A 19,436-nucleotide genomic window follows, 5' to 3' on the forward strand; every position below is an offset into this window, starting at 1 on the left:
CAGTCGGCTCTTGTATGTGACTCCATTCTCCTTGCAGTATTGGACTATCTCTGCGATTTCTTCTCGTGTAAGCATCTTTTTTTTGCGCGAAGATACCTCGCGTGGAATAAATTCACTATACGCACTTCACCGGTTGCTTACCATGATGCAACGGAATGGCTGTCTTTCCGGTTCGCGGCGACGGGTTATATGAAACAAAAACGCTATATTTGCATATCATGGAATCCGGAGCGGCCGCGGAGGTCTTCTGATCCGAAAAATTTTATTTGTATGAGAAAATGGATGGTTATAGTGGCTCTGCTGGCTGCGGGCCGTATCGCAACAGCCCAGAAGATCAGTGACTACAAGCTTCATATCAGCAAAACCGGTCAGGAGGCGGCCAATCTTCATGTCGCATGCTCTTTTGGGGTGGATTTCCAGGGGACGGATAGCGTATCCATGCATTTCGGCGGCGGTCAGGAGTTCTCCGTTGACAACCTGATGATGCATGACGACCGCTTCGGATATGAATATGATCATGCCCGGAAGAAGATCGTAATCCGCAGAAAAGATGACCGGACGGTGCGTGTCGGCATGGATTACGATTATACCAACCTGTCGGCATTCTTCATCTACGGAGAGGGTGATGCCGAATTGTGGGAGACCAGCTTCGGCGAATACTTCTATCCGTATGTGCCGAACACCTGCATGGATATCGCCATCGAGGTGGAGACGCCCGATTCGCTCTCTTTTCTATGCTCCTATCCGTTGGCGGCGAACTCTGCCACGAAATACAGTGGCACGTTAAGGCATATCCTGTCCCAGTCGCTCACGCTGGCCTTTCTGCGCACGGACGTTTATCAGCGGACAGAGGCGGACCTCCCCGGAGAAGTCTCCGTCTACCAGATCAAGGGGATGCAATGCGGCCGGGAGCGATACGACGAGCTGCTTGAGCTGACCGGGGCCGGCATCGCGTTCTTCAGCAAGGTGTATGGCGAAGACTATATCTCCGCGGAGCGGAATGTGACGGCGCTTCCTGTCTATTTGTTTCATAACGGTAAGGGGTTCAGCAACCGATACAACATCGGCTTTATCTCCGCTTCGCAGGAGAAGTTCTCCACCAGCCCCGACATCTATCCGCTGGTGCACGAAATCGGACACCGGTGGCTGGGCGAGTGGACCCTGTTGATTGACGACGGTGAGCCGGGAGCCTATTTCATCAAGGAGTCGCTCAATGAGTTTATGACGTTGCTGTTTATCCGTCATTTCTATGGACCCGATACATACGAAAAACAGCTCGACTGGTGCCGGTCGGAATACGGGAAGATCAGGGACACGGATCAGGACGAGCCGATCGTCGACGTTGTCGTTAACAACAACAATACGGTGATCTACAGAAAAGGACCGCTGGTTCTGGACCGCATGGCGCAGGAGATCGGCTATGACGAACTGGCGGGTATCATTGCCGGGTTCTATCTGGAATACGCCGGGAAGTATCCGTTGAAATATACGGACTTCATTGATATGGTCAACGCAAGCCATGCGGGAGCCGGAGACCGGCTTCGGCAACTGCTGGCCGCAAAATCGCTGTGAACGGAGCAAAAATCCCGGTCTGTCGGCCGCGCTGAACCCCGCATGATTCCGAATTTCATGCCGCAGACAGCATGAAGGGGCGTATTTGCCGGGCCATGCGCGTGTGGCGGTCCCTCGTTGTCGGCGTTTATCGGACAGTATCCAATGCCGTCTCCAGCGTGCGGTCGCAGCCCGTCATGAGGTCGACGGCGTAGCGGGGGACGATCCGGTCGGGAACGATGCCCCGGGCGTGGTGTGGTTCTCCGTCCATGCCGCGCATGCGCATGCCGGTCATGGAGAAGGGGAACAGGGGCAGCGCGAACTGCGTCATGTCGCCCGTGGTCCCGGCCGTCGGTTGTCCGACGATCTCGCCCAGCCGGTAGTGGCGTACCATCATCAGGATGGTTTCACCCCAGCTGACGGTCCCGGCATCGCACAGGAAGGTTGCGGGCAGGGCTACATGCGGCGCTTTGGCCCGGAGGGTCTCCGACCCGATGCGCCACGCCACACCCTCCTGGAAGGGGAAGCGGGTGATCGGCACCTCCGTCGCCGGGGCTGCCGCGTCGGCAGCAATCAAATGCGCCAGAATGGCCTCGAAACGGACCGAAGGAAGGCCGCGCAGGTCGAAGCAGAGCGCCTTGATGTCGGGCGTCAGCGCCGCGAGAAACCGTTTCTCGGTCACCTCGGGCGATGTGGCGTCGACGTAGAGGACGCCCTCTCCGCAACGTCGGATCGCGGGATTCTCCCGCTGCGGCATCGGGGCGTCCGGCTGACAGGCGTAGAGCGTGTCGATGCGCTCCGCGCCCGACGGATCGCTGCTGCGGATGACAAACGGCGTGCCGTAGGCCGCAGCGGCGAAGAACTCGCGGGCAGCCAGCACGTCGCGATGCCCGTCCGTTGCGGCGCAGGTAACCATCCGGCAGCGCTCCATGCGTTCGGCGGCGGGCTGTCCGTCGATGGCGTGGAGCACGCGCCAGGGTGCTCCGGCCGTGCGGATGAGCAGCGTGTCGTTCACGCATACCGTCTCAACGTCCGCATAACAGGCGGGCAGGTAGGTCGACCGGACGCCCGAGAGCGTCATGTCCCTGCGCACGAAGAGGTGCCCGTCCCTGATCGGATGGAAAAAGCGGCACAGCAGGTCGTGCCAGCCGAGTACCGCCTCGATGGTTGCAGGGGGCTCCATCCCGACCGCCTCCTGCAGGTACTGCTCCAGCCGGGGCTCCCAGTCGAGACCCTCCTCCTCATAATAGGGGTAGAAGTGGCGGATGATGTTCCAGCGGACCGTCAGATCGGCCGTGCGGACCGCCTCATCGGCCAGCAGTCCGAAAATGAAGCTGCGCCGCGGGGAGAGGTTCTTGTCCTCGCTTCGGTGGTTGTCCCAGTAGCTTTTCGCCTCGGCGAGCAGGCGACGCGTCGCCCGGCCGTCGAACTGCTCTTTGGGCAGGGCGTGCTGGATATGCAGGTACCGCCCCTCCGCCACCCGGTAGGTGTAATACGTTCCGGGCTGTGGCGCCGCCACGGTGTCCTGCCGGTCGGCGACCCGCTCCAGCCTTTTGTAATAGGGGATGTACCGGGCCAGACCGGGGATGAACAGCCGGGCGATAAACGGAATGTCGAGTGCTCCGGAGCCGCTGTAGCTGTAGTACCGAGCGGGGGCGTCCGCGGCGTCGGCACTCCGGGGCGGGACCGGCTCCTCCGAGAAGACGAGGCCCGGGGCGAGCGGTCGGAATACCTGCTCCAGCGGCTGCGTGTCGATTCGGGAGGCCAGCAGCGTGCAGACCTTCATCCAGTCGCTCTCGGACCACTTTTCCGTGTAGGGATTGGGCGAGAAGTAGCGGACGATGCCGTATGCACGGGCAAATTCTGCGTAGCGGGAGAGCTCCGCGGCTTGTCCGGAGCCTGCAAGCAGGCACAGCAAGCCGATCAGCAGGGCCAGTTTCCTTTTCATTTTCGGGCAGGTTGGTGGCAGATTCATAGCAAATAACGCATCCGCGCCTCAAAAAAGTATGTCCGGCCGTCACCTTTTGGTCCGTGAACACGCGAGAGGATTCCGTGCCGGCGCAAAGCGGAATTTTTTGACCGCGGCGATTTGCATGATTGCCTTATTTTCAGTAAATTTGGCGTACGGGTATTATCCGGTTTCGCCGTATGCCTACTGCATGGGGAATCCCATCAAGTTTGTTGATCCGGACGGGAACAAATTAAGAGTTGCAAATAATGCGTCTGGAGTTATGTATAATCTGGGGAAGATTGTTGCCACACATAAAGGTAGAATGGTTGTAGATCGAATGATAACCTCTGCCAAAACATACACCCTTGATGGGACCTTTTGGACGATGAGTTCTTCTTACGATTATAAAAGCCGAACAATTTCATATGTCAGGAATCCGTGGCATTCAAAGGTAGATGGAGGTTCACTTTCAAGCGCAATAGCAATGGGTCATGAACTGTTTCATGGTTTTCAGGATGATATCGGTAAGATAAGACGATATAATGGTGTAATAAAAGGAGTTATTTTTCTTGAAGAAGCAGCTGTGGGCTTTGCCAATTATTTACGCTCATCCTGGGACGAAGGTCCAATAAGATCCAAATACGGTGGCCTCTCTAATTTTACTCCCTTCTTTTTCCCTGATGATGCAAAAATATCCGGGTTCACAAAAATAGATTCCAGTCAAGACGGGAACAAAGCTGGATTTAGTTATGTCAGCACCTCGGGTGATATATCAGCAACATTTTACATAGAAGTTTATATTGATAAAGATCAAAATATTCATTATAGACATTTCGACAATGAGGAAGACTACCGAAATGCAGTGTCTGACTGGTAGGAAGACATGTATCTTTATCCGATGCGTCATTGTGCTGTCCTGTGTGTATATACTGGCAGATCCGATTGACCGCTATTTTCAGGAAGGTGTTTTGGGTCTGGTCGGTTATAAATCGTATCTATACTCGGCACAGGATCTGTTTTTTGCGCTGTGCGCCGTTGTCGGATTGTCGAATCTTGCACGGTATCCCTTGTTGGGATGGATCCTGGCAAATATTGCAGCGGCAGGATTTCTGCTGTTCCCGGTCTATTGTCTTATTGCGGGTGTGATGTTCCGGTCCAATGTTCTGGATTTATCATGCATCATGCCTGTTGTCTTCTTTATCCTTTTGTTTGTCATCAACAAAAAGGAGCGCCGGCCGGAGAGGTGGTATGTTTATCTGCCATTCATCTTCCTGCTGATTCTGGGCGAAATCCTGTGTGTCGTATATGCCGTTCGGAACTTTCTTCCGATCGGTTGATTGGGCATACGGGTATTATCCGTTTTCGCCGTATGCCTGCTGCATGGGAAATCCCATCAAGTTCGTTGCCCCGAACGGGAGAGAAGGTGCCCCTCCCCGACAATAAAAGGTGCGGGAGCTACAATTAGGTCGCATGAAAATGGAGGGAAGGAAATATCTGCCCAAATGCTTGGTGCTACACATGACGTTAGGACTGTTGAGGGTACGGCCCATGAATTGATGCATTGTGTGCAGTATGAATATGGACAAGGCGGCCAAACAATTTTCAATGAGGTCGAGGCTTATGTTTTTGGATATGGGGTTGCTTCGAACTATGCATCAAGCAGAGGAGAAGGTTTCGGTTCGATGACTGATATGGGCATTGATGGTTCTGCTGCGGCAGTTGCCTGGCAGACATCTTTTACTGATTTGGTTAATAATGGCTATTCGAAAGCAGCAATGGTTGATGCTGTTTGTAATTTTAAAGCAGGGGCACAAGTGAATCAAAGCGGGACATATAGTACATATCCTCTGATAAGGATAAGCCCGACTCACTCGATATTATTCGACTTTTGGACGGGTAAAAAAAATAAATAAAAGCATATGAAACGAATTTTGCTATTAGGGTCCATATTGGGATGGACGTTGCAGGTGTCTGGACAGGAGGTAACTCCTCTTTTGATACCGCTTTTAGAGGATCAGGAGTTTACTCCCATCGAGATCGAAGCAGACTGTATTCGTGATACTACGATACATGTTTTATATACTGCAGGAATTTACTTCGACAAGAAATTCGGAGAGAACATTCGGGTTGATGAAGCCGGCCGGGTTCGCACGCATTCTATATATTATCGAGATGCGAAAGACGCAGGTAAATTGAAGCCTATATCTTGTTATGATAATGAACCCAGATCGGAATTAGAAAACTGTATTTATGAAACCTGCACCCGAAAGTTTCTGGTATGGTTAAAACGGCAGCCGTATAGTGATCTGCCTGATGTGAAAAGATTTTATGGTCACACTGCGTTTGCCTGGAGGTATAGAGTCCGACTGGTGCCCAGGAATACGAATCGAGCGGTTGACTGCCTGGATTCCGGGGCGGTTAATGAGAATCCCGCCTCGTCTGTACAGAAAGCCCCCACTCTTTTGGCACCGCTTTCATCGGGCCACAAGTACACACCCGTAGAGATCGAAGCAGATTGTATCCGTGATACGATAAAGGCGTATTATATGGCAGCTGTTCTATTCGGAGATGACGCCCGGATTGACGAAGCCAGCGTCGTCCGCTCGCAGTCGATATACTATGAGGATACCGGTGAATGGAAGTCCCAGTTCGAGAATGAGACCGTATCGGAATTGGAAAACCGTATTTATGAAGCCTGCTCCCGAAAATATCGGGAATGGTCAAAACAACTGTCGTGTAGAGACAGGGATGATGTGACAAGATTTGGGGGCTATGGGATCATTTGGGGGTGTGATGTTTGGTTGGTTCCCAAGAAGACGAACTGAAGTCGTGCCGTCCGGAATCCGGAACAGATAATGAGAATCGAACCTCGGCGTTGAAACAGGTCCTACTATTATGAAACCGAAATTTTTGATTGCGGCAACCTGTATGATTGCCTTATTTTCAGTAAATTTGGCAAGCAGCGTTCATCCGTTTCCGCCGTGTGGCTGCTGCATGGGAAATACGGGAGGGGTATGAGCGACAAGATGATAATACATGACGGTAAATCAAGTCCTACAATGAAAAGAATTATCATCCTTTGTTTTGCTCTTGTAGCGGCAAGCTGCTGTTTCGCTCAACAGGGGGAAACTGCGGGGTTATCCCGTTCGCTGGATGAAAGTCGGGCCAAAGCGGATATTGTATTGTCCGGGTTCGGGATCATTCCAGGAAGAAAAATGGTATACTCACTTAAGAACGAGCATTACTATGTTGTCATTCATTCGGACAGTGCCTGCAATGAATATGTCGTATCAATCGACAGTGCCTGCCATGTTGTCGGTATGAAAAAAATCGACCACGATTCAATCATCGATCAGCTGAAGCGAAAGAGACACATATCCCAAAAACAAAGAAAAGAGTTGAAAAGGGCGGAAACGGACCGGCAAATGCTGAAAGAGGCATTTGATCTGAAACAATATCATACGGAGCCGATAACGGACCTCCCCGATGCAACCTGTATGGCTGGAGTTCCCTCCTATTTTGTTATAAAGGACGAGTATGATAACCGGTATGGGGAATATTGCCTGCCATCGATAACCGCTCCGTGCCCCATCAATCCGGATTTGTGGGTATACCTGATTCGGGAGTTGATGGAAAACATAAAATAATCTGTAACAATTAACATCGGGATGACCCGTCTGACCGAGCCTGCGGGCATTGCCGATGACAACGGGAAGGTGAAACCAATAGATTTTTATTCCATGAAACGATCAATTGCAATTGCAGGCGCTGTCGTTGCTGTTTGTATGCTGACGATTTATTCCGTGTTTTATCTGCCTTACGGTATCGGGTACATGCGAACGATGAAAAAACATTGCGAGGAGGCGAAGCGGGAGATTGCTGCGGCTGAATTTACGGGGGAAATCGTCGATGTGAAGGACGAACGTCTCCATATCAGGTTGGCGGAGCCTCTTTTGTTCAGCAAGGTTTTGCCAGTCGAATATCCATACCGGTATGATGACCGAGAGGGCATATTGCAGCTGCTCGCAAACAAGCCTCTGTTGCATTATGCCAAAACCGGAATGTGCATAGAAAAGATGCCGGGATCGGATTCCATCGTTGTCAATAGCCGGTCTTTTGCCATATATGATAAAAAATATGGACGATGGTAGTGACGGTTGGCTGGAATGAGTTTTAGACGGATATATCCCACCCGGCCGTGTTGTGCCCAATGATCATCAACCCCTGATGCTATGAAAAAATATTTGTTTGCGACTCTGTTCTGCCTGTCCCTGTGCAGCGCATATGGCCAAACCTCCGAGGTCGAACGCTGCGATGACCTCGACCTTCTCACGGTGGCGGAGAAGAAGCTCCTGCCGGTACTGGACGCGGTCCTTGCCGAGGAGCGTACACGGGACTACTATCGGTCCGACACGAAATTTTCCATCTTCTTTCAGGCCGATTCGACCATTCAGATTGAGGCCTTTGATCTCCTTTTCTCCCTCTCTGAAACAGCTTCTGAGGACTATTACGGCGTGATAGAGTACGGCGGTCATTCTTTTTTTTGTGGCTGGAGCCTATCTTGACGAGCGGATTTTTAACCGGTCCGGGGCGAAACGGCGGGTCAAGTTTTATACGGATTCGGCATACGAAGAGAACGGGAAGACGGTACTTCTTCTCTTTCCGGATGACAGCCATTCGCAATGGATCTATCGTTACGACGGGGACAAATTCCGGCTGCTTGATTTTGTGGATACCGCGCCAGCAGTAAGAGATAAATAGGACCTCAACTTCTGTTTTCTGGATTGGTGATGATTATCACATCGTCACCAATCCCTTTATGATCGAGCCTTTTGACAATAGCTCGGGTATACATACACATTTTGATCAGAGCACCGTTGAACACTTCGTAGAATATACCGATCAGGTATCACTTGGAGGAAAATGGTGGGTTAATGTCTTTTCGATAAATATGATACTGAGAAGATTGTTGATGGATTGAGATGTAATATATTGTTACATAGATAAACAAAGATTAGCAGGGCAGTTTCCTACTAATCTTTATTTTTTACGATTGTGATGATATTTGTATTAATTAAAATATAAAAGAAATTAGAAATATAAATAATACAGGGATCGTTACAAGAGTTGTTAAAACTATCATACATCCACCAGAAGCAGCGCGTCCGATCTTTTGCTGTCTGCCACTTTTGGTTAATGGGACTCCAATTTTTTTAGAAATATTTGATTTTGCCGCGGAAAGGCCCGTTGCCCTTTTCCATGAAAAGCCACCTCTTCCCATGATTTAATTTGTTTAATGATTGAAATCTGTAAATTATATGATTAAATTTTTATGTTATTGCGCGATTAAATTATCATAAGCATCGCATATTTGATTGTACGAGTCTAATAATTCATTGTATTGATTACATAATTCATCGTATTGATTACATAACTCGGTGTATTGTTCATACAGTTCTTGGGATTGGGTATACAGCTCATTGTAGGTATCAACAATTTCTTGGGTAGATAGCCTTCTACCGTTAGAGTCGGTATAATATTTTTCGTTATTACCAGATTGTAGTAACGAAATTATATTAAAAAATAATCCCATAATTTATGTTTTTATCAGTGTTATCAATTTAGGAAGTTCCTTGGTTATCAGATTTGGAAGGCAGATAGTATGCTTTTCTTGTGTATTTATCTTGATAAACTTTCAGTATCTTCTGTTATTACAAATATAGTGTTTTTTATCGGATATGTTTCGCTTGTCTGATTTGTTTTTCTTTTTAGATGCTCTATCTGGGCATAACTTCCGGCTGAGATTGTATGAGAGTAACCGACGTAAGTATGCAAAAGCCCCGGCACCGCAAGGTGCCGGGGTTGCTTTTTCCCTCTCCCGTGCGGGGTCAGCCGCAGGAGGGAGTGTCAGGTAGAATTAGCGAACGTTGAACGAGCTGACCTTGACAAATTCGCTCGCCTGCTTCCGCTCGGCGGGAGCATAGTATTTGCCGCCGGCCTGCTCGATCTGTTTGCGGATGTACTTCTCGACGATCCGGGTCTTGGCTGTATCTCCGGCCTGGCGCACCGCCTGCTTCATGACCGGCATCACTCCGCTCGACTCTACGCGCTGTGCGGCGCCGTTCATGACGCGCTGTGCGTTGGCCGCAGCCTCGGACGGAAGGGTGAATGCCGCGGGAACCAGTTTCTTCGATGAACCAGATGCGGGGTTGAACGGTACGATCTGGTCGCGGCTGACATTGAGGCTGACGATCGTCGGTTGGCCTTCCATGCCGTTGCTGTCGACGCCCATGCCCATTATGCAGTAGTTATTGTATTCCCACGGGAGCGCGACTCCGAAGGTGGCCGGAGCGTTCCCCTCGATCTTGTCGCCGTAGGCTTTGATGACCTCGATGAGCGTGTCGATGAAGAGGCCTTCCATGACCGATGCGGGACGGCTCTGGAGGCACACGTAATATGCGGCGCACGCTGTGTTCGGCGTGAACACGATGTCGACGGCAGCCTTGCCGGCATAATCCTCCGCGGGGAACTTTTCCGGATCGTAGGCCACGAGTTCGTCGCCGTCATATACGATCAGCTCTATCTCCGTAGCCGCGTCGCTGAGCACACGTTCTTCGATCGTGAACGGCACGTAGGTGAGGTCGGAGAGTATCGTATAGTTTGTTCCGTCGGTGTAGCAGGCCACTGCGTAGAGCAGGTAATCGCCCGGCTGGAACAGGCCCCATTCGCAGTCGTACATCAGCGAACCGTCGGCTTCGCCCTTGTTGACGATGGGGAAGCCGTTGCCGGCCGTCAGCAGGTACTCCTTGAACTCCTCTTCCGAGGCGAATGAGTCGTGCTTCTCCTTCAGTACGGCACCAACGACCCAGGTCTGCTCTGGATCGGACGGGGTGCAGTGGTAGGATACGGAGCTTTGGGTTGCCTCGGTAACCTGCAGGTCGAACGTGATGTCAACCATGCCCAGCTTGTTCGTATGCAGCGTGAAATAGTTGACAGAGGTGTTCCGCTCGTAGTAGTCGCCCACGCCGAATACGACGACCGTATAGTCCGTGTCGTCCTTCAGGTCGGTAACCTCGAGAACCTGCTCGCCCGTCCACGTGTTCCACACATCGTAACTGTTGGCGTAGACGATGCAGTCGTCGGCGTAACGTTCGGGTGTCATCGAGTTGGCCTCGCTCGACAGGGCGATGATGGCAAAATACTCGCTGTTGTCCGAGGGAGTGATGCGCACTTTGGTCAGGGCGGGATCCGTGGAGAGCGTTTCGAATGCAAAAGTGCAGCTGCTGGTGATGTTGGGTTCGGGCGTCGTGACGTCGTGCGTGGTGACATCCGTCGTGCGGTATCCGTTGCTGATGCCGAATGCGAAATCCGTGTAGACGGTGTTCGAATAGAGCGTGTTGATGCTGAAGGCTGCCGGGCCCTGGGCCGTGACGTCGTCCCAGGTTGTCGGGGTGCCGAAGGCGTTGTTGAGGTCGATGACCTCCTGCAGCCGGGCAATGATGTTGTCCGCAAACTCGTCCATTGAAGAGAACGCATCGACCTCCTCCTTGCTCAGGACGTCGGCGTAGTAGCGGTATTCATCCGATCCGGGTGTTGCCTCAATCTCCATGTAGTTGGGTTTGAGCGTCTTGACGGATAATGAAATGCCCTGGTCGTAATAGGGCGGTGCGGGCGTGGTGTAGGCGCAGGGGAATACTTCGCTTGTTACGGTCGCGTCGGTGTTCAGACCGAATGCGACGGCGACGTATTCCGTCTCGGGAGTCAGTTTGTCGAAGCTGCCTTCGGTGTCGCCCACGTACAGCAGTTGTGCGAGCAGGTCCTCGAGTTTGATGCCATAGGTCGAGGCTACCGAGCGGAAAAGTTCGATGTAATGGTTGGTCAGCTCCTCGTCCGACGTGAATGAGTCGTAGTCGGATTTCGGCAGGTTCAGCAGGACATAGGGCATGGCTGCTTCCGTCGAGGAGACCTTGAGGCTGGCCGCGAAGGCGGTTATCCCGGTAACCTCGATATTGAGAATCCATTTTTCACTTCCCTGCTGCGTGACGTTCACCTGTACGTCATCAGCACCCGGATAGGTCAGGAGGATAGTCGCCTGACGGGCTTCCCGATCGGTATTTTCGTCGTAGTCGAACCGGATCGTGCCGGATTCGCCGTCGTTTTTCAGTTCAATCCACGATTCGGCACACTCGGCCGTGATGCTGCCCTCTTTCGTGGCGTTCTTGATGGTGTAGTGTAACTCCTCACTGCCGGCATCGGCCGTCAGGGACATGCCCTGCGCTTCCAGCACCTCGATGACGGGGCTGTCGGTCTTTCCTCCGGTGTCGTCTTTGGAGCATGCGAACAGAAGCATTCCTGCCATCAGAATGCCTAAAGGTCTCATGGACCTTGATGAAAATAATGTAAACATAGATCGGTGAGTTGGTATTAAAGTCGTTTAAATATATGGATTTTTTTCTTCTCCATGTCTGAAAGAGACTAAATAAGTTGCGTTTAAAGGTGTTATTGGTGAAATATTGCACATATATAAAACGATTGCCACAAAATATTTTATGAATATTTGAGTGGTTCGTATGAAAGTTGTGGATTCGGCGGCGCAACCGTGTACGGTCGGCGATGGCGTATGCCGTGCGCCTGCCCTGGTCGGGAGGGTAGAGCGCGCCGAGGCTCCCGGACGGTATGTGGATGGATGTTTTTGGCCCATTTCGATGATGAATCGCCGAGATTTTAGTACCTTGCACAAAATTTGAAGGCCCGGATCTGTTGCCGGATATATGCTTTGAAAAAGATCGTCAAATATACGTTCCGCACGTTGCTGCTGCTCCTGCTCGTGGCGCTGCTGCTGCCGGCCCTGCTGTATGTTCCGGCCGTTCAGGACCTTGTCCGGCGGAAGGCTGCGGCGTATGCTTCGCAGGCGCTCGGCATGGAGCTATCGGTCGCACGGCTGCGCCTGGCCTTTCCGCTGCGCCTGACCGTCGAGGAGACCCTTCTGCGCGACGGGGCGGACACGCTGCTGCGCTGCGGGCGTCTCTCGCTCGATGCTGCGCTGTGGCCCCTGTTGCGGAAGGAGGTGGTCGTCGACCGCTTCGAGGTGCGCGACCTCACGGCCTGCTATGCCGATTCGCTCGGCGGGATGGAGCTGCAGCTTGCAGCCGGGCGGTTCATGCTCGGGGAGTGCCGCGTCGGCCTCTCCGCACGGAGGATCGGCCTCGGGTCGGTGTCGCTCTCCGATGCCGATATCTCGCTCGACCTGCGGGCCTCCGAGGCCCCGGAGAAGACGGACAGCACGGCGTCGCAGCCGTGGACGGTGGAGGTCGGACGGCTCGTCGTGGCCAATACCGCCTTCGGCATGCGGACCGCCCCCGCGGTTACGGAACTGGCGGTGCGCCTGCCGGGCGGCATGGTCGGGCAGTGCGTGGTCCGGCTGGGCGACCGCGATGTGACGGTCGGCAGCCTGCTGCTCGAACGGGGCGAATATGCCTACCGGACCGCTCCCGCGGTGGCCGACGCTTCGCAGCCGGTTCCGGCATATGCTACGGCCGGAAGCCCCGGGCACGATCCGGCGGAGCGGGCTGCAGGCCCCGTATCTGCCGCCGCGGAGTCGCAGCCGTGGAGCGTGCGGGTCGGGAGCGTCGTGCTGACCGACAACCGCGTCGAATACGGAACGCTGGGCCACACGCCCGCGGCGGGCTTCGATCCGGAGTGCATCGCCCTGTCGGGGCTCGACCTGGAAATCGACTCGATTCGCAACCGGGGTGCGGAGGTCGCCCTGCTGATCCGGCAGATGCGTTTTGCCGAGCGGTGCGGTCTGGACGTGCAGCAGTTGGACGGCGGCTTCCGCATGGATTCGGCCGGCATCGCACTCTCGGACTTCAACCTGCGCACGGCGAACTCCTCGCTGCGGGCCGACCTGTCGGCCGGGGCGGGGGCGCTGCGGGCGGAGCCTGCGGCGGCTGTTGCCGCGGACCTCGCGGCCCGGATCGGGGCCGGGGATGCGCTGCTGCTGTACCCCGGGCTGCCGCTTGCCGTGCTCAAGGGGCGGGACGTGCATGTGACCCTTGCCGCGGACGGTACGCTGGGCAACATCGGGCGGCTGACGCTGGGCGTCTCGTCGCCCGGGCTGGCCGCGGTAGAGGCGGACGGTGCGGTGCGCAACCTGACCGATGCGCGCCGTCTGGCGGCCGACCTCCGCTTCCGGGGCGATTTCGACAATATGAATCCGCTGCTGGCGCTGCTGCCCGACACGGCGCTGCGCCGCCGCGTGGCAATTCCCCGAGGTGCCGGTCTGCGGGGCCGGGTCCGCGCCGACGGTGCGACATACGATGGCACGGCGACGCTGACGGCAGGGGAGGGACGGCTTCTTCTCGACGGGCGCTATGACGGCCGGTCGGAGCGTTACGACGCCCTGCTGCGCTGCGACAGCTTCCCGCTCGGGGCGTTTCTTCCGGCCGATTCGCTCGGTGTGCTCGACCTGCTCCTCACGGCCCGCGGCGAAGGGTTCGACCCGTATGCGGCGCGGACCTCGGCGGCCCTGCGGGCGCAGGTCGGCCGCGTGGTCTGGCAGGGCCGCGATCTGGGCGGGCTCGAACTCGAAGCCGATCTGGCGAAGCACCGCCTCACGGGGCGCTTGCTCGACAACAACGAAGCGTTGCGGCTTGCGCTGCAAATCGAGGGCGAACTGACGGCGCAGGCGCAGCGGATCGCCCTTTCGGGCCGCGTGGCGGAGGTCGATCTGGCGGCCCTCGGTGTGACGCCCGAGCCGCTCGGCGGTGCCTTGACGCTCGATGCCGAGGCTTCGGCGGCGGCCGGGCGGCGCTTCGCGGCCCGGATCGGGCTGGACAGCATCGAAATTCGCAGCGACGGCCGCACGGACCGCATCCGCCCGACCGCTGCGAGCTTCTCTACGGACAGCCTGACGACGCGGGCTGCGCTGCACTCGGGCGATCTGTCGCTCGCCTTCGCCGCGCCCGGAGGGCTCGATTCGCTTGCGGCGGCATTCGCGGCCGGAGCCGATACGCTGCTGGGGCAGTTGCGCAGGCAACGTCTCGACATGGAGCGGCTGGGGGGCTCGCTTCCGGCATTCGGACTGCACCTGACGGCCGGACGCAACAACATCGTGAACAACCTGCTGAAGATGCGCGGCGCCTCGTTCGACTCGCTGCGTGTGGAGGCCGTGCATGGGGATACGCTGCCCCTGCTGGTGCGGGCCGGAGTGACAAACCTTGCTTCGGGCGGACTGCGGCTCGATACGGCGGGGCTCCGGCTCCGGCAGCAGGGGCGGCGGCTGACCTATGACGTGCTGCTGGACAATACCTCGGGCGGGCTGGAGCGGGCTGCGCGTGCCGGGCTCTCGGGCAGCCTCGTGGCGGACAGCTGCCGCCTCGACTTGTGGCTGCAGGACCGTGCCGGGGCGGACGTTACCCGCTTCGGCTGGGATGTCGTGTGGTCCGATTCGCTGGTCCGTGCCACGCTGGGACCTGCCGCGCCGCTCTTCGGCTCGGCCCTTTGGTCGGTGAATCCCGACAACTACGTCGTCTGCGGATTCGACGGCACGCTGCGGGCCGATCTCGACCTTACGCACGACGCGCAACGGTTCTCCCTCCGCACGCTTCCCGTATCGGGGACGCCCGATGCTCCCGATGCCCTCCGGCTCGATATGGCCGGACTGCGCATCGCCTCGATGCTGGAGGCGCTGCCCGAAGCTCCGCCGCTGGACGGCGTGCTCGGGGCGGGCATCCAGCTCGAGCGCCGGGCCGATTCGCTGGCTGTCGGAGGCGGTCTCTCGGTGTCCGGTCTGGCCTACGACGGGCAGCGCTTCGGCGACGTGGGGCTCGACCTCTCCTATGCCGGAGGGCGCGGCTACCGGGGTGCGCTCCGCATGACGCTCGACAGCGCGGAGGTGATGACGGCCCGCGGCAGCTACGAGCCGCAGCAGCCCCAACCGCTCGACTTTGCCCTCGCGATCCCGGGCTTCCCGCTCGAACGGGCCAATGCCTTCCTTCCGGCCGACCTGCTGCGCCTGTCGGGCACGCTCGGCGGCTCGCTCCGCGCAACGGGAACAACGGCTGCGCCGCAGATCGACGGCGGGCTGCACTTTACGGGGACGAAACTCCGCGTGCCGATGATCGGCACGACCTTCGCCCTCTCGTCCGATACAATCCGCATCCGCGACAGCCGCGTGCGCTTCGACCGTTATGCCGTCACGGCTCCCAACAAACATGCCCTTACCCTCGACGGTGCACTCGATCTGTCGGACCTGGCGGCGCCGACGGCCGACATCACGCTGCACGCATCCGATTTCCAGGCCGTGAACGTCGCCCGCAGGGAGCGTGCGCAGGTTTACGGCACGGCCTACCTCGATCTGGATGCCGCGGCGCGGGGTCCGATCGACGAACTGTCGGTGCGCGGCCGCGTGGCCCTGCTCGGCGGCACGGACATTACCTATGTGATGCAGGATGCGCCGATGGACGTGCGCGAAAGGCCGCAGCAGGTCGTCTCGTTCGTCTCCTTCGACGAACTCGACACGCAGGAGCCGCCCGCCGGGCCCGCCCGCACGGTGCGCATCGGCGGCATGGACCTGCAGCTCGATGTCGACATCAGCGACGACGTGCGCGCCGGCGTCGACCTCTCGGCCGACGGGCAGAACCGCGTCGACCTCGAGGGCGGCGGCAACCTGACCTATTCGATGAACCCGCTGGGGGACGTGCGCCTGACGGGCAAATACCTGCTCTCGGGCGGCACGGTGAGCTACAACCCGCCGGTCATCTCGCGCAAGGTCTTCAAGATACGTCCCGGAAGCTATGTCGAGTGGATCGGCGATGTGGCCGACCCGTCGTTCGACATCACGGCCGTGGAGACCGTGCGGGCGAACGTCTCGGCGGACGGGCAGGAGTCGCGCGCCGTGAATTTCGACATCTCGATCACGATCCGCAATTCGCTCGACAACCTCGAGATCAGCTTCGGCCTCTCGGCTCCGGAGGACCTCTCGATGCAGAACGAGCTCAACTCGCTGACGGCCGAACAGCGCGCCAACCAGGCGATGGGGCTGCTCGTCTACAACACCTACTCGGGCCCCGGTACGACGGCGAAGGTCGCCACCGCGAATCCGCTCAACGCCTTCCTCCAGCAGGAGCTCAACCGCTGGGCGCAGAACAGCATCAAGGGGGTGGACCTGAGCTTCGGCATCGACTCCTACGGCGAGAGCGACCCCGGCGGACAGCATACGGACTACTCCTACCGCGTATCGAAAAACCTCTTCGGCAACCGCGTGCGGGCCGTGATCGGCGGGTCGTTCAGCACGGATGCCGACCCGACGCAGAACCTGCGCGAGAACATCATCGGCGACGTCTCGCTCGAGTACATGCTCGACAAGCGGGATAACATGTTCATCAAACTTTTCCGCCATACGGGCTACGAGAGCATCCTCGAGGGCGAGATCACTGAGACGGGCGTCGGCTTCGTGATCCGCAAGCGGCTGCTCCGCTTTACGGACCTCTTCCGGCTGACGAAACGCCGGCTCGAAAAACAACAGAAAGACAATGAATCCGCTGCGACATCCCGTTAGCTGTCTTGTGCTGGCTGCGGCGCTGCTGCTCGGCGCCTGCTCCACGACGCGCCGCCTGGGCGAGGGCGAGGTCCTCTATACGGGCGTGCACCGGATCCGCATCGAGGCGGATTCGGGCGTCGTGCTCTCCGCGGCGGCCGAGTCCGCGGCCCGGGAGCCTTTGTCCGTGGCACCGAACAACCCCCTCTACAGCCCCTACCTGCGCACCCCCTTCCCGATCGGACTGTGGGCCTACAACTACTGCTATACGCCCCGCGAAAAGGGGTTCCGCTACTGGTTCTACAAGCGGCTGGCCAAGCAGCCCGTGCTGGTGTCGGCCGTGCAGCCCGAGCTGCGGACCCGCGTGGCGGTGCAGGCACTCGAGAACTACGGCCATTTCGGCACGCAGGCCGCATGCAGCCTCCGCTACCGAAAACACGGCCGCAAGGCCCGCGTGGACTACACGCTGCGCGTCGCGCCGCCCTACACCTATTCGCAGGTCGCCTATCCGCAGCCCGAGGGGGCGCTCCGGCCCCTGTTCGACAGCCTGTACGCGACGTCGCCGCTGCGTCCCGGGGCGCAGTACAACCTCGATACCCTCACGCAGGAGCGGAGCCGCATCGCCGCGCAGCTGCGCAACCGCGGCTGCTACTATTTCCGTCCAGAGTACCTCGAATACCTCGCCGACACGACCCTCGCGCCGCGGCGCGTCGATCTGCGGCTCGTGCTCAAGCCCGACGTGCCCGCCGCGGCGCTCGAACCCTACCGGGTGGGGGCGATCACCGTCGCCCTGCGCAACGTTGAACCCGGACCGGCCGACACGCTGCGGCTGCGTGATGCCGAGGTCGTGGCCCAGCGGCCGCTGAAGCTCCGCCCGCGGGTGCTGGCCCGGGCGCTGGCCCTCCGGCGGGGCGAACTCTTCACGGTCGATGCGCAGAACCGCACGCTCAACGAGCTGAACAAGCTCGGCGTCTTCCGCTCGGTGGGCATGAGCGTACCGCCGCTCGACTCACTGCACGGCGGCCGGGAGATAGACGTGCGCATCGACGCGCAGTTCGACTACCCGGTGTCGGTCTCGCTCGAAACCGACGTGACCTCCAAGTCGAACAGCTTTCTCGGACCGGGCATCTCGCTGAAGGTGACCGACAACAACCTCTTCCGCGGCGGCGAGGTCTTCTCCGTAGCGCTCGACGGCTCCTACGAGTGGCAGACCGGCAACAAGAACTCCGGCGGCCGCTCCTCGCGGCTCAACTCCTACGAACTGGGGCTCAACGCAACGCTCAACCTGCCGCGCCTGCTGGCCTTCGGCCGCCTGTCGGAGCGCCTGCCCGCGCCGCGCAGGACCTCGTTCCAGCTGGGGCTGAACCTGATGAACCGTCCCGACTATTTCCGCCTGATTGCCTTCAGCGGCTCGGCCGGATACGACTTCCGGACCTCACCGTCGAGCAGCCATACGCTCACGGTCCTGAAACTTGCCTACAACCGGCTGCTGCACACGACCGAGTCGTTCGACGAGACGCTCGAGGCCAATCCGGCCATTGCGTTGAGCTTCCGCGACCAGTTCATCCCGTCGGTGGGGTACACCTATACGTTCGACCGGAGCTACGGCGCTACTTCCAACCGCCGCTTCTGCTGGCAGAACAGCTTTTCCGCCGCGGGCAACCTGCTGGCGGGCGTGCTGCGCCTGAGTGGCGAGCGGCAGCCGCAGTACCTCTTCGGCAACCGCTTCTCGCAGTTTGTCCGCAACGTGAGCGAGGTGAAGTTCTTTCACCGCCTCGGGCGCCGCGACAACTGGCTGGCGACGCGCTTCCTTGTGGGGGTGGGGTATGCCTACGGCAACTCCGAGGTGATGCCCTACAGCGAGCAGTTCTACATCGGCGGCGCCAACAGCATCCGGGCCTTCACCGTGCGGTCGATCGGCCCGGGCAGCTACCGCCCGCCCGCCGGCGACCGCAACGGCTACCTGGACCAGACGGGCGACTTCAAGCTCGAGGCCAACGTCGAATTTCGTTTCGGAATCATGGGGCGGCTCCACGGCGCTCTGTTCCTCGATGCGGGCAACATCTGGCTGCTGAAAAACGACCCCCTGCGGCCGGGCGCCGAACTCAAATGGAAGGGATTCTGGAACGAAATAGCCCTCGGTACGGGCTTCGGCCTGCGCTACGACATCAACTACCTCGTACTGCGCGCTGACCTCGGAATCGGCATCCACACGCCCTATCCGAACCCCGACAGGCGGGGTTATTACAACATTTCGCGCTTCCGCGACGGGCTGGGATTCCACCTGGCCATCGGTTATCCGTTCTGACGACGGACTTGCGGCGCCGTTGCCGCGTCTTCGCGGAGCAGGTGTGCCCCGAAGCCGCCGTCCGACCTCCGAACGGGCGGCGGCTT

At 57.7% G+C, this 19,436-nt stretch carries 12 protein-coding genes; 10 read left to right on the forward strand and 2 right to left on the reverse strand.

The window, feature by feature from the left end; all coding sequences use genetic code 11:
* The first annotated feature begins 270 nt into the window (after positions 1 to 270).
* Entirely contained in the window at positions 271 to 1,572 is a 1,302-nt protein-coding gene (locus Q1Y33_RS00420; RefSeq protein ID WP_300797203.1) for a hypothetical protein, read from the forward strand.
* A gap of 127 nt (positions 1,573 to 1,699) precedes the next feature.
* On the opposite strand, the gene Q1Y33_RS00425 is transcribed toward Q1Y33_RS00420, so the two are convergent.
* Positions 1,700 to 3,499: a S41 family peptidase gene (locus tag Q1Y33_RS00425; protein ID WP_300797205.1), complete on the reverse strand. Its 1,800-nt coding sequence runs from the start codon at positions 3,497 to 3,499 to the stop codon at positions 1,700 to 1,702.
* A 145-nt stretch (positions 3,500 to 3,644) separates the two neighbouring features.
* On the opposite strand from Q1Y33_RS00425, the gene Q1Y33_RS00430 reads away from it, so the two are divergent.
* The 7 genes from Q1Y33_RS00430 (at position 3,645) to Q1Y33_RS00460 (ending at position 8,067) form a co-directional block, all read left to right on the forward strand.
* Positions 3,645 to 4,379, forward strand: coding sequence for a hypothetical protein (locus tag Q1Y33_RS00430; RefSeq protein WP_300797206.1), 735 nt, complete (start codon positions 3,645 to 3,647; stop codon positions 4,377 to 4,379).
* 43 nt (positions 4,380 to 4,422) lie between these two features.
* Positions 4,423 to 4,839 (forward strand): hypothetical protein, encoded by a 417-nt coding sequence (locus tag Q1Y33_RS00435; protein WP_295908808.1) that lies wholly within the window; start codon positions 4,423 to 4,425, stop codon positions 4,837 to 4,839.
* Between the two features lie 165 nt (positions 4,840 to 5,004).
* Positions 5,005 to 5,415 carry a hypothetical protein gene (locus Q1Y33_RS00440; RefSeq protein WP_300797208.1) on the forward strand — a complete coding sequence of 137 codons (411 nt, stop codon included), beginning with the start codon at positions 5,005 to 5,007 and terminating at the stop codon, positions 5,413 to 5,415.
* Between the two features lie 6 nt (positions 5,416 to 5,421).
* Positions 5,422 to 6,327 (forward strand): hypothetical protein, encoded by a 906-nt coding sequence (locus Q1Y33_RS00445; protein WP_300797210.1) that lies wholly within the window; start codon positions 5,422 to 5,424, stop codon positions 6,325 to 6,327.
* 189 nt (positions 6,328 to 6,516) lie between these two features.
* Positions 6,517 to 7,149: a hypothetical protein gene (locus Q1Y33_RS00450; protein ID WP_300797211.1), complete on the forward strand. Its 633-nt coding sequence runs from the start codon at positions 6,517 to 6,519 to the stop codon at positions 7,147 to 7,149.
* Positions 7,150 to 7,170: 21 nt separating this feature from the next.
* Positions 7,171 to 7,653, forward strand: a complete 483-nt coding sequence (locus Q1Y33_RS00455) for a hypothetical protein (RefSeq protein WP_300797213.1) — start codon at positions 7,171 to 7,173, stop codon at positions 7,651 to 7,653.
* 81 nt (positions 7,654 to 7,734) lie between these two features.
* Positions 7,735 to 8,067: a hypothetical protein gene (locus tag Q1Y33_RS00460; protein WP_300797215.1), complete on the forward strand. Its 333-nt coding sequence runs from the start codon at positions 7,735 to 7,737 to the stop codon at positions 8,065 to 8,067.
* Positions 8,068 to 9,419: 1,352 nt separating this feature from the next.
* Here the strand turns inward: Q1Y33_RS00460 and Q1Y33_RS00465 are convergent.
* Positions 9,420 to 11,861 (reverse strand): BACON domain-containing carbohydrate-binding protein, encoded by a 2,442-nt coding sequence (locus Q1Y33_RS00465; protein ID WP_300797217.1) that lies wholly within the window; start codon positions 11,859 to 11,861, stop codon positions 9,420 to 9,422.
* A gap of 417 nt (positions 11,862 to 12,278) precedes the next feature.
* Between Q1Y33_RS00465 and Q1Y33_RS00470 the strand changes: the two genes are divergently transcribed.
* Both Q1Y33_RS00470 and Q1Y33_RS00475 read left to right on the forward strand, forming a co-directional pair.
* The gene (locus tag Q1Y33_RS00470) at positions 12,279 to 17,063 is read left to right on the forward strand and encodes a translocation/assembly module TamB domain-containing protein (protein WP_300797219.1); all 4,785 of its coding nucleotides are present in this window, start codon (positions 12,279 to 12,281) and stop codon (positions 17,061 to 17,063) included.
* Positions 17,038 to 19,350 carry a BamA/TamA family outer membrane protein gene (locus tag Q1Y33_RS00475; RefSeq protein ID WP_300797221.1) on the forward strand — a complete coding sequence of 771 codons (2,313 nt, stop codon included), beginning with the start codon at positions 17,038 to 17,040 and terminating at the stop codon, positions 19,348 to 19,350. Before Q1Y33_RS00470 ends, Q1Y33_RS00475 begins: the two co-directional genes overlap by 26 nt.
* Positions 19,351 to 19,436: the final 86 nt, after the last annotated feature.

This window comes from uncultured Alistipes sp., from assembly GCF_949296715.1.
Classification (GTDB): Bacteria; Bacteroidota; Bacteroidia; order Bacteroidales; family Rikenellaceae; genus Alistipes.

Coding starts and splice junctions, on each gene's coding strand:
- Q1Y33_RS00420 (WP_300797203.1), top strand. CDS start 271: ATGAGAAAATGGATGGTTATAGTGGCTCTGCTGGCTGCGGGCCGTATC.
- Q1Y33_RS00425 (WP_300797205.1), bottom strand. CDS start 3,499: ATGAAAAGGAAACTGGCCCTGCTGATCGGCTTGCTGTGCCTGCTTGCA.
- Q1Y33_RS00430 (WP_300797206.1), top strand. CDS start 3,645: ATGATTGCCTTATTTTCAGTAAATTTGGCGTACGGGTATTATCCGGTT.
- Q1Y33_RS00440 (WP_300797208.1), top strand. CDS start 5,005: ATGCTTGGTGCTACACATGACGTTAGGACTGTTGAGGGTACGGCCCAT.
- Q1Y33_RS00445 (WP_300797210.1), top strand. CDS start 5,422: ATGAAACGAATTTTGCTATTAGGGTCCATATTGGGATGGACGTTGCAG.
- Q1Y33_RS00450 (WP_300797211.1), top strand. CDS start 6,517: ATGAGCGACAAGATGATAATACATGACGGTAAATCAAGTCCTACAATG.
- Q1Y33_RS00455 (WP_300797213.1), top strand. CDS start 7,171: ATGACCCGTCTGACCGAGCCTGCGGGCATTGCCGATGACAACGGGAAG.
- Q1Y33_RS00460 (WP_300797215.1), top strand. CDS start 7,735: ATGAAAAAATATTTGTTTGCGACTCTGTTCTGCCTGTCCCTGTGCAGC.
- Q1Y33_RS00465 (WP_300797217.1), bottom strand. CDS start 11,861: ATGGCAGGAATGCTTCTGTTCGCATGCTCCAAAGACGACACCGGAGGA.
- Q1Y33_RS00475 (WP_300797221.1), top strand. CDS start 17,038: ATGAATCCGCTGCGACATCCCGTTAGCTGTCTTGTGCTGGCTGCGGCG.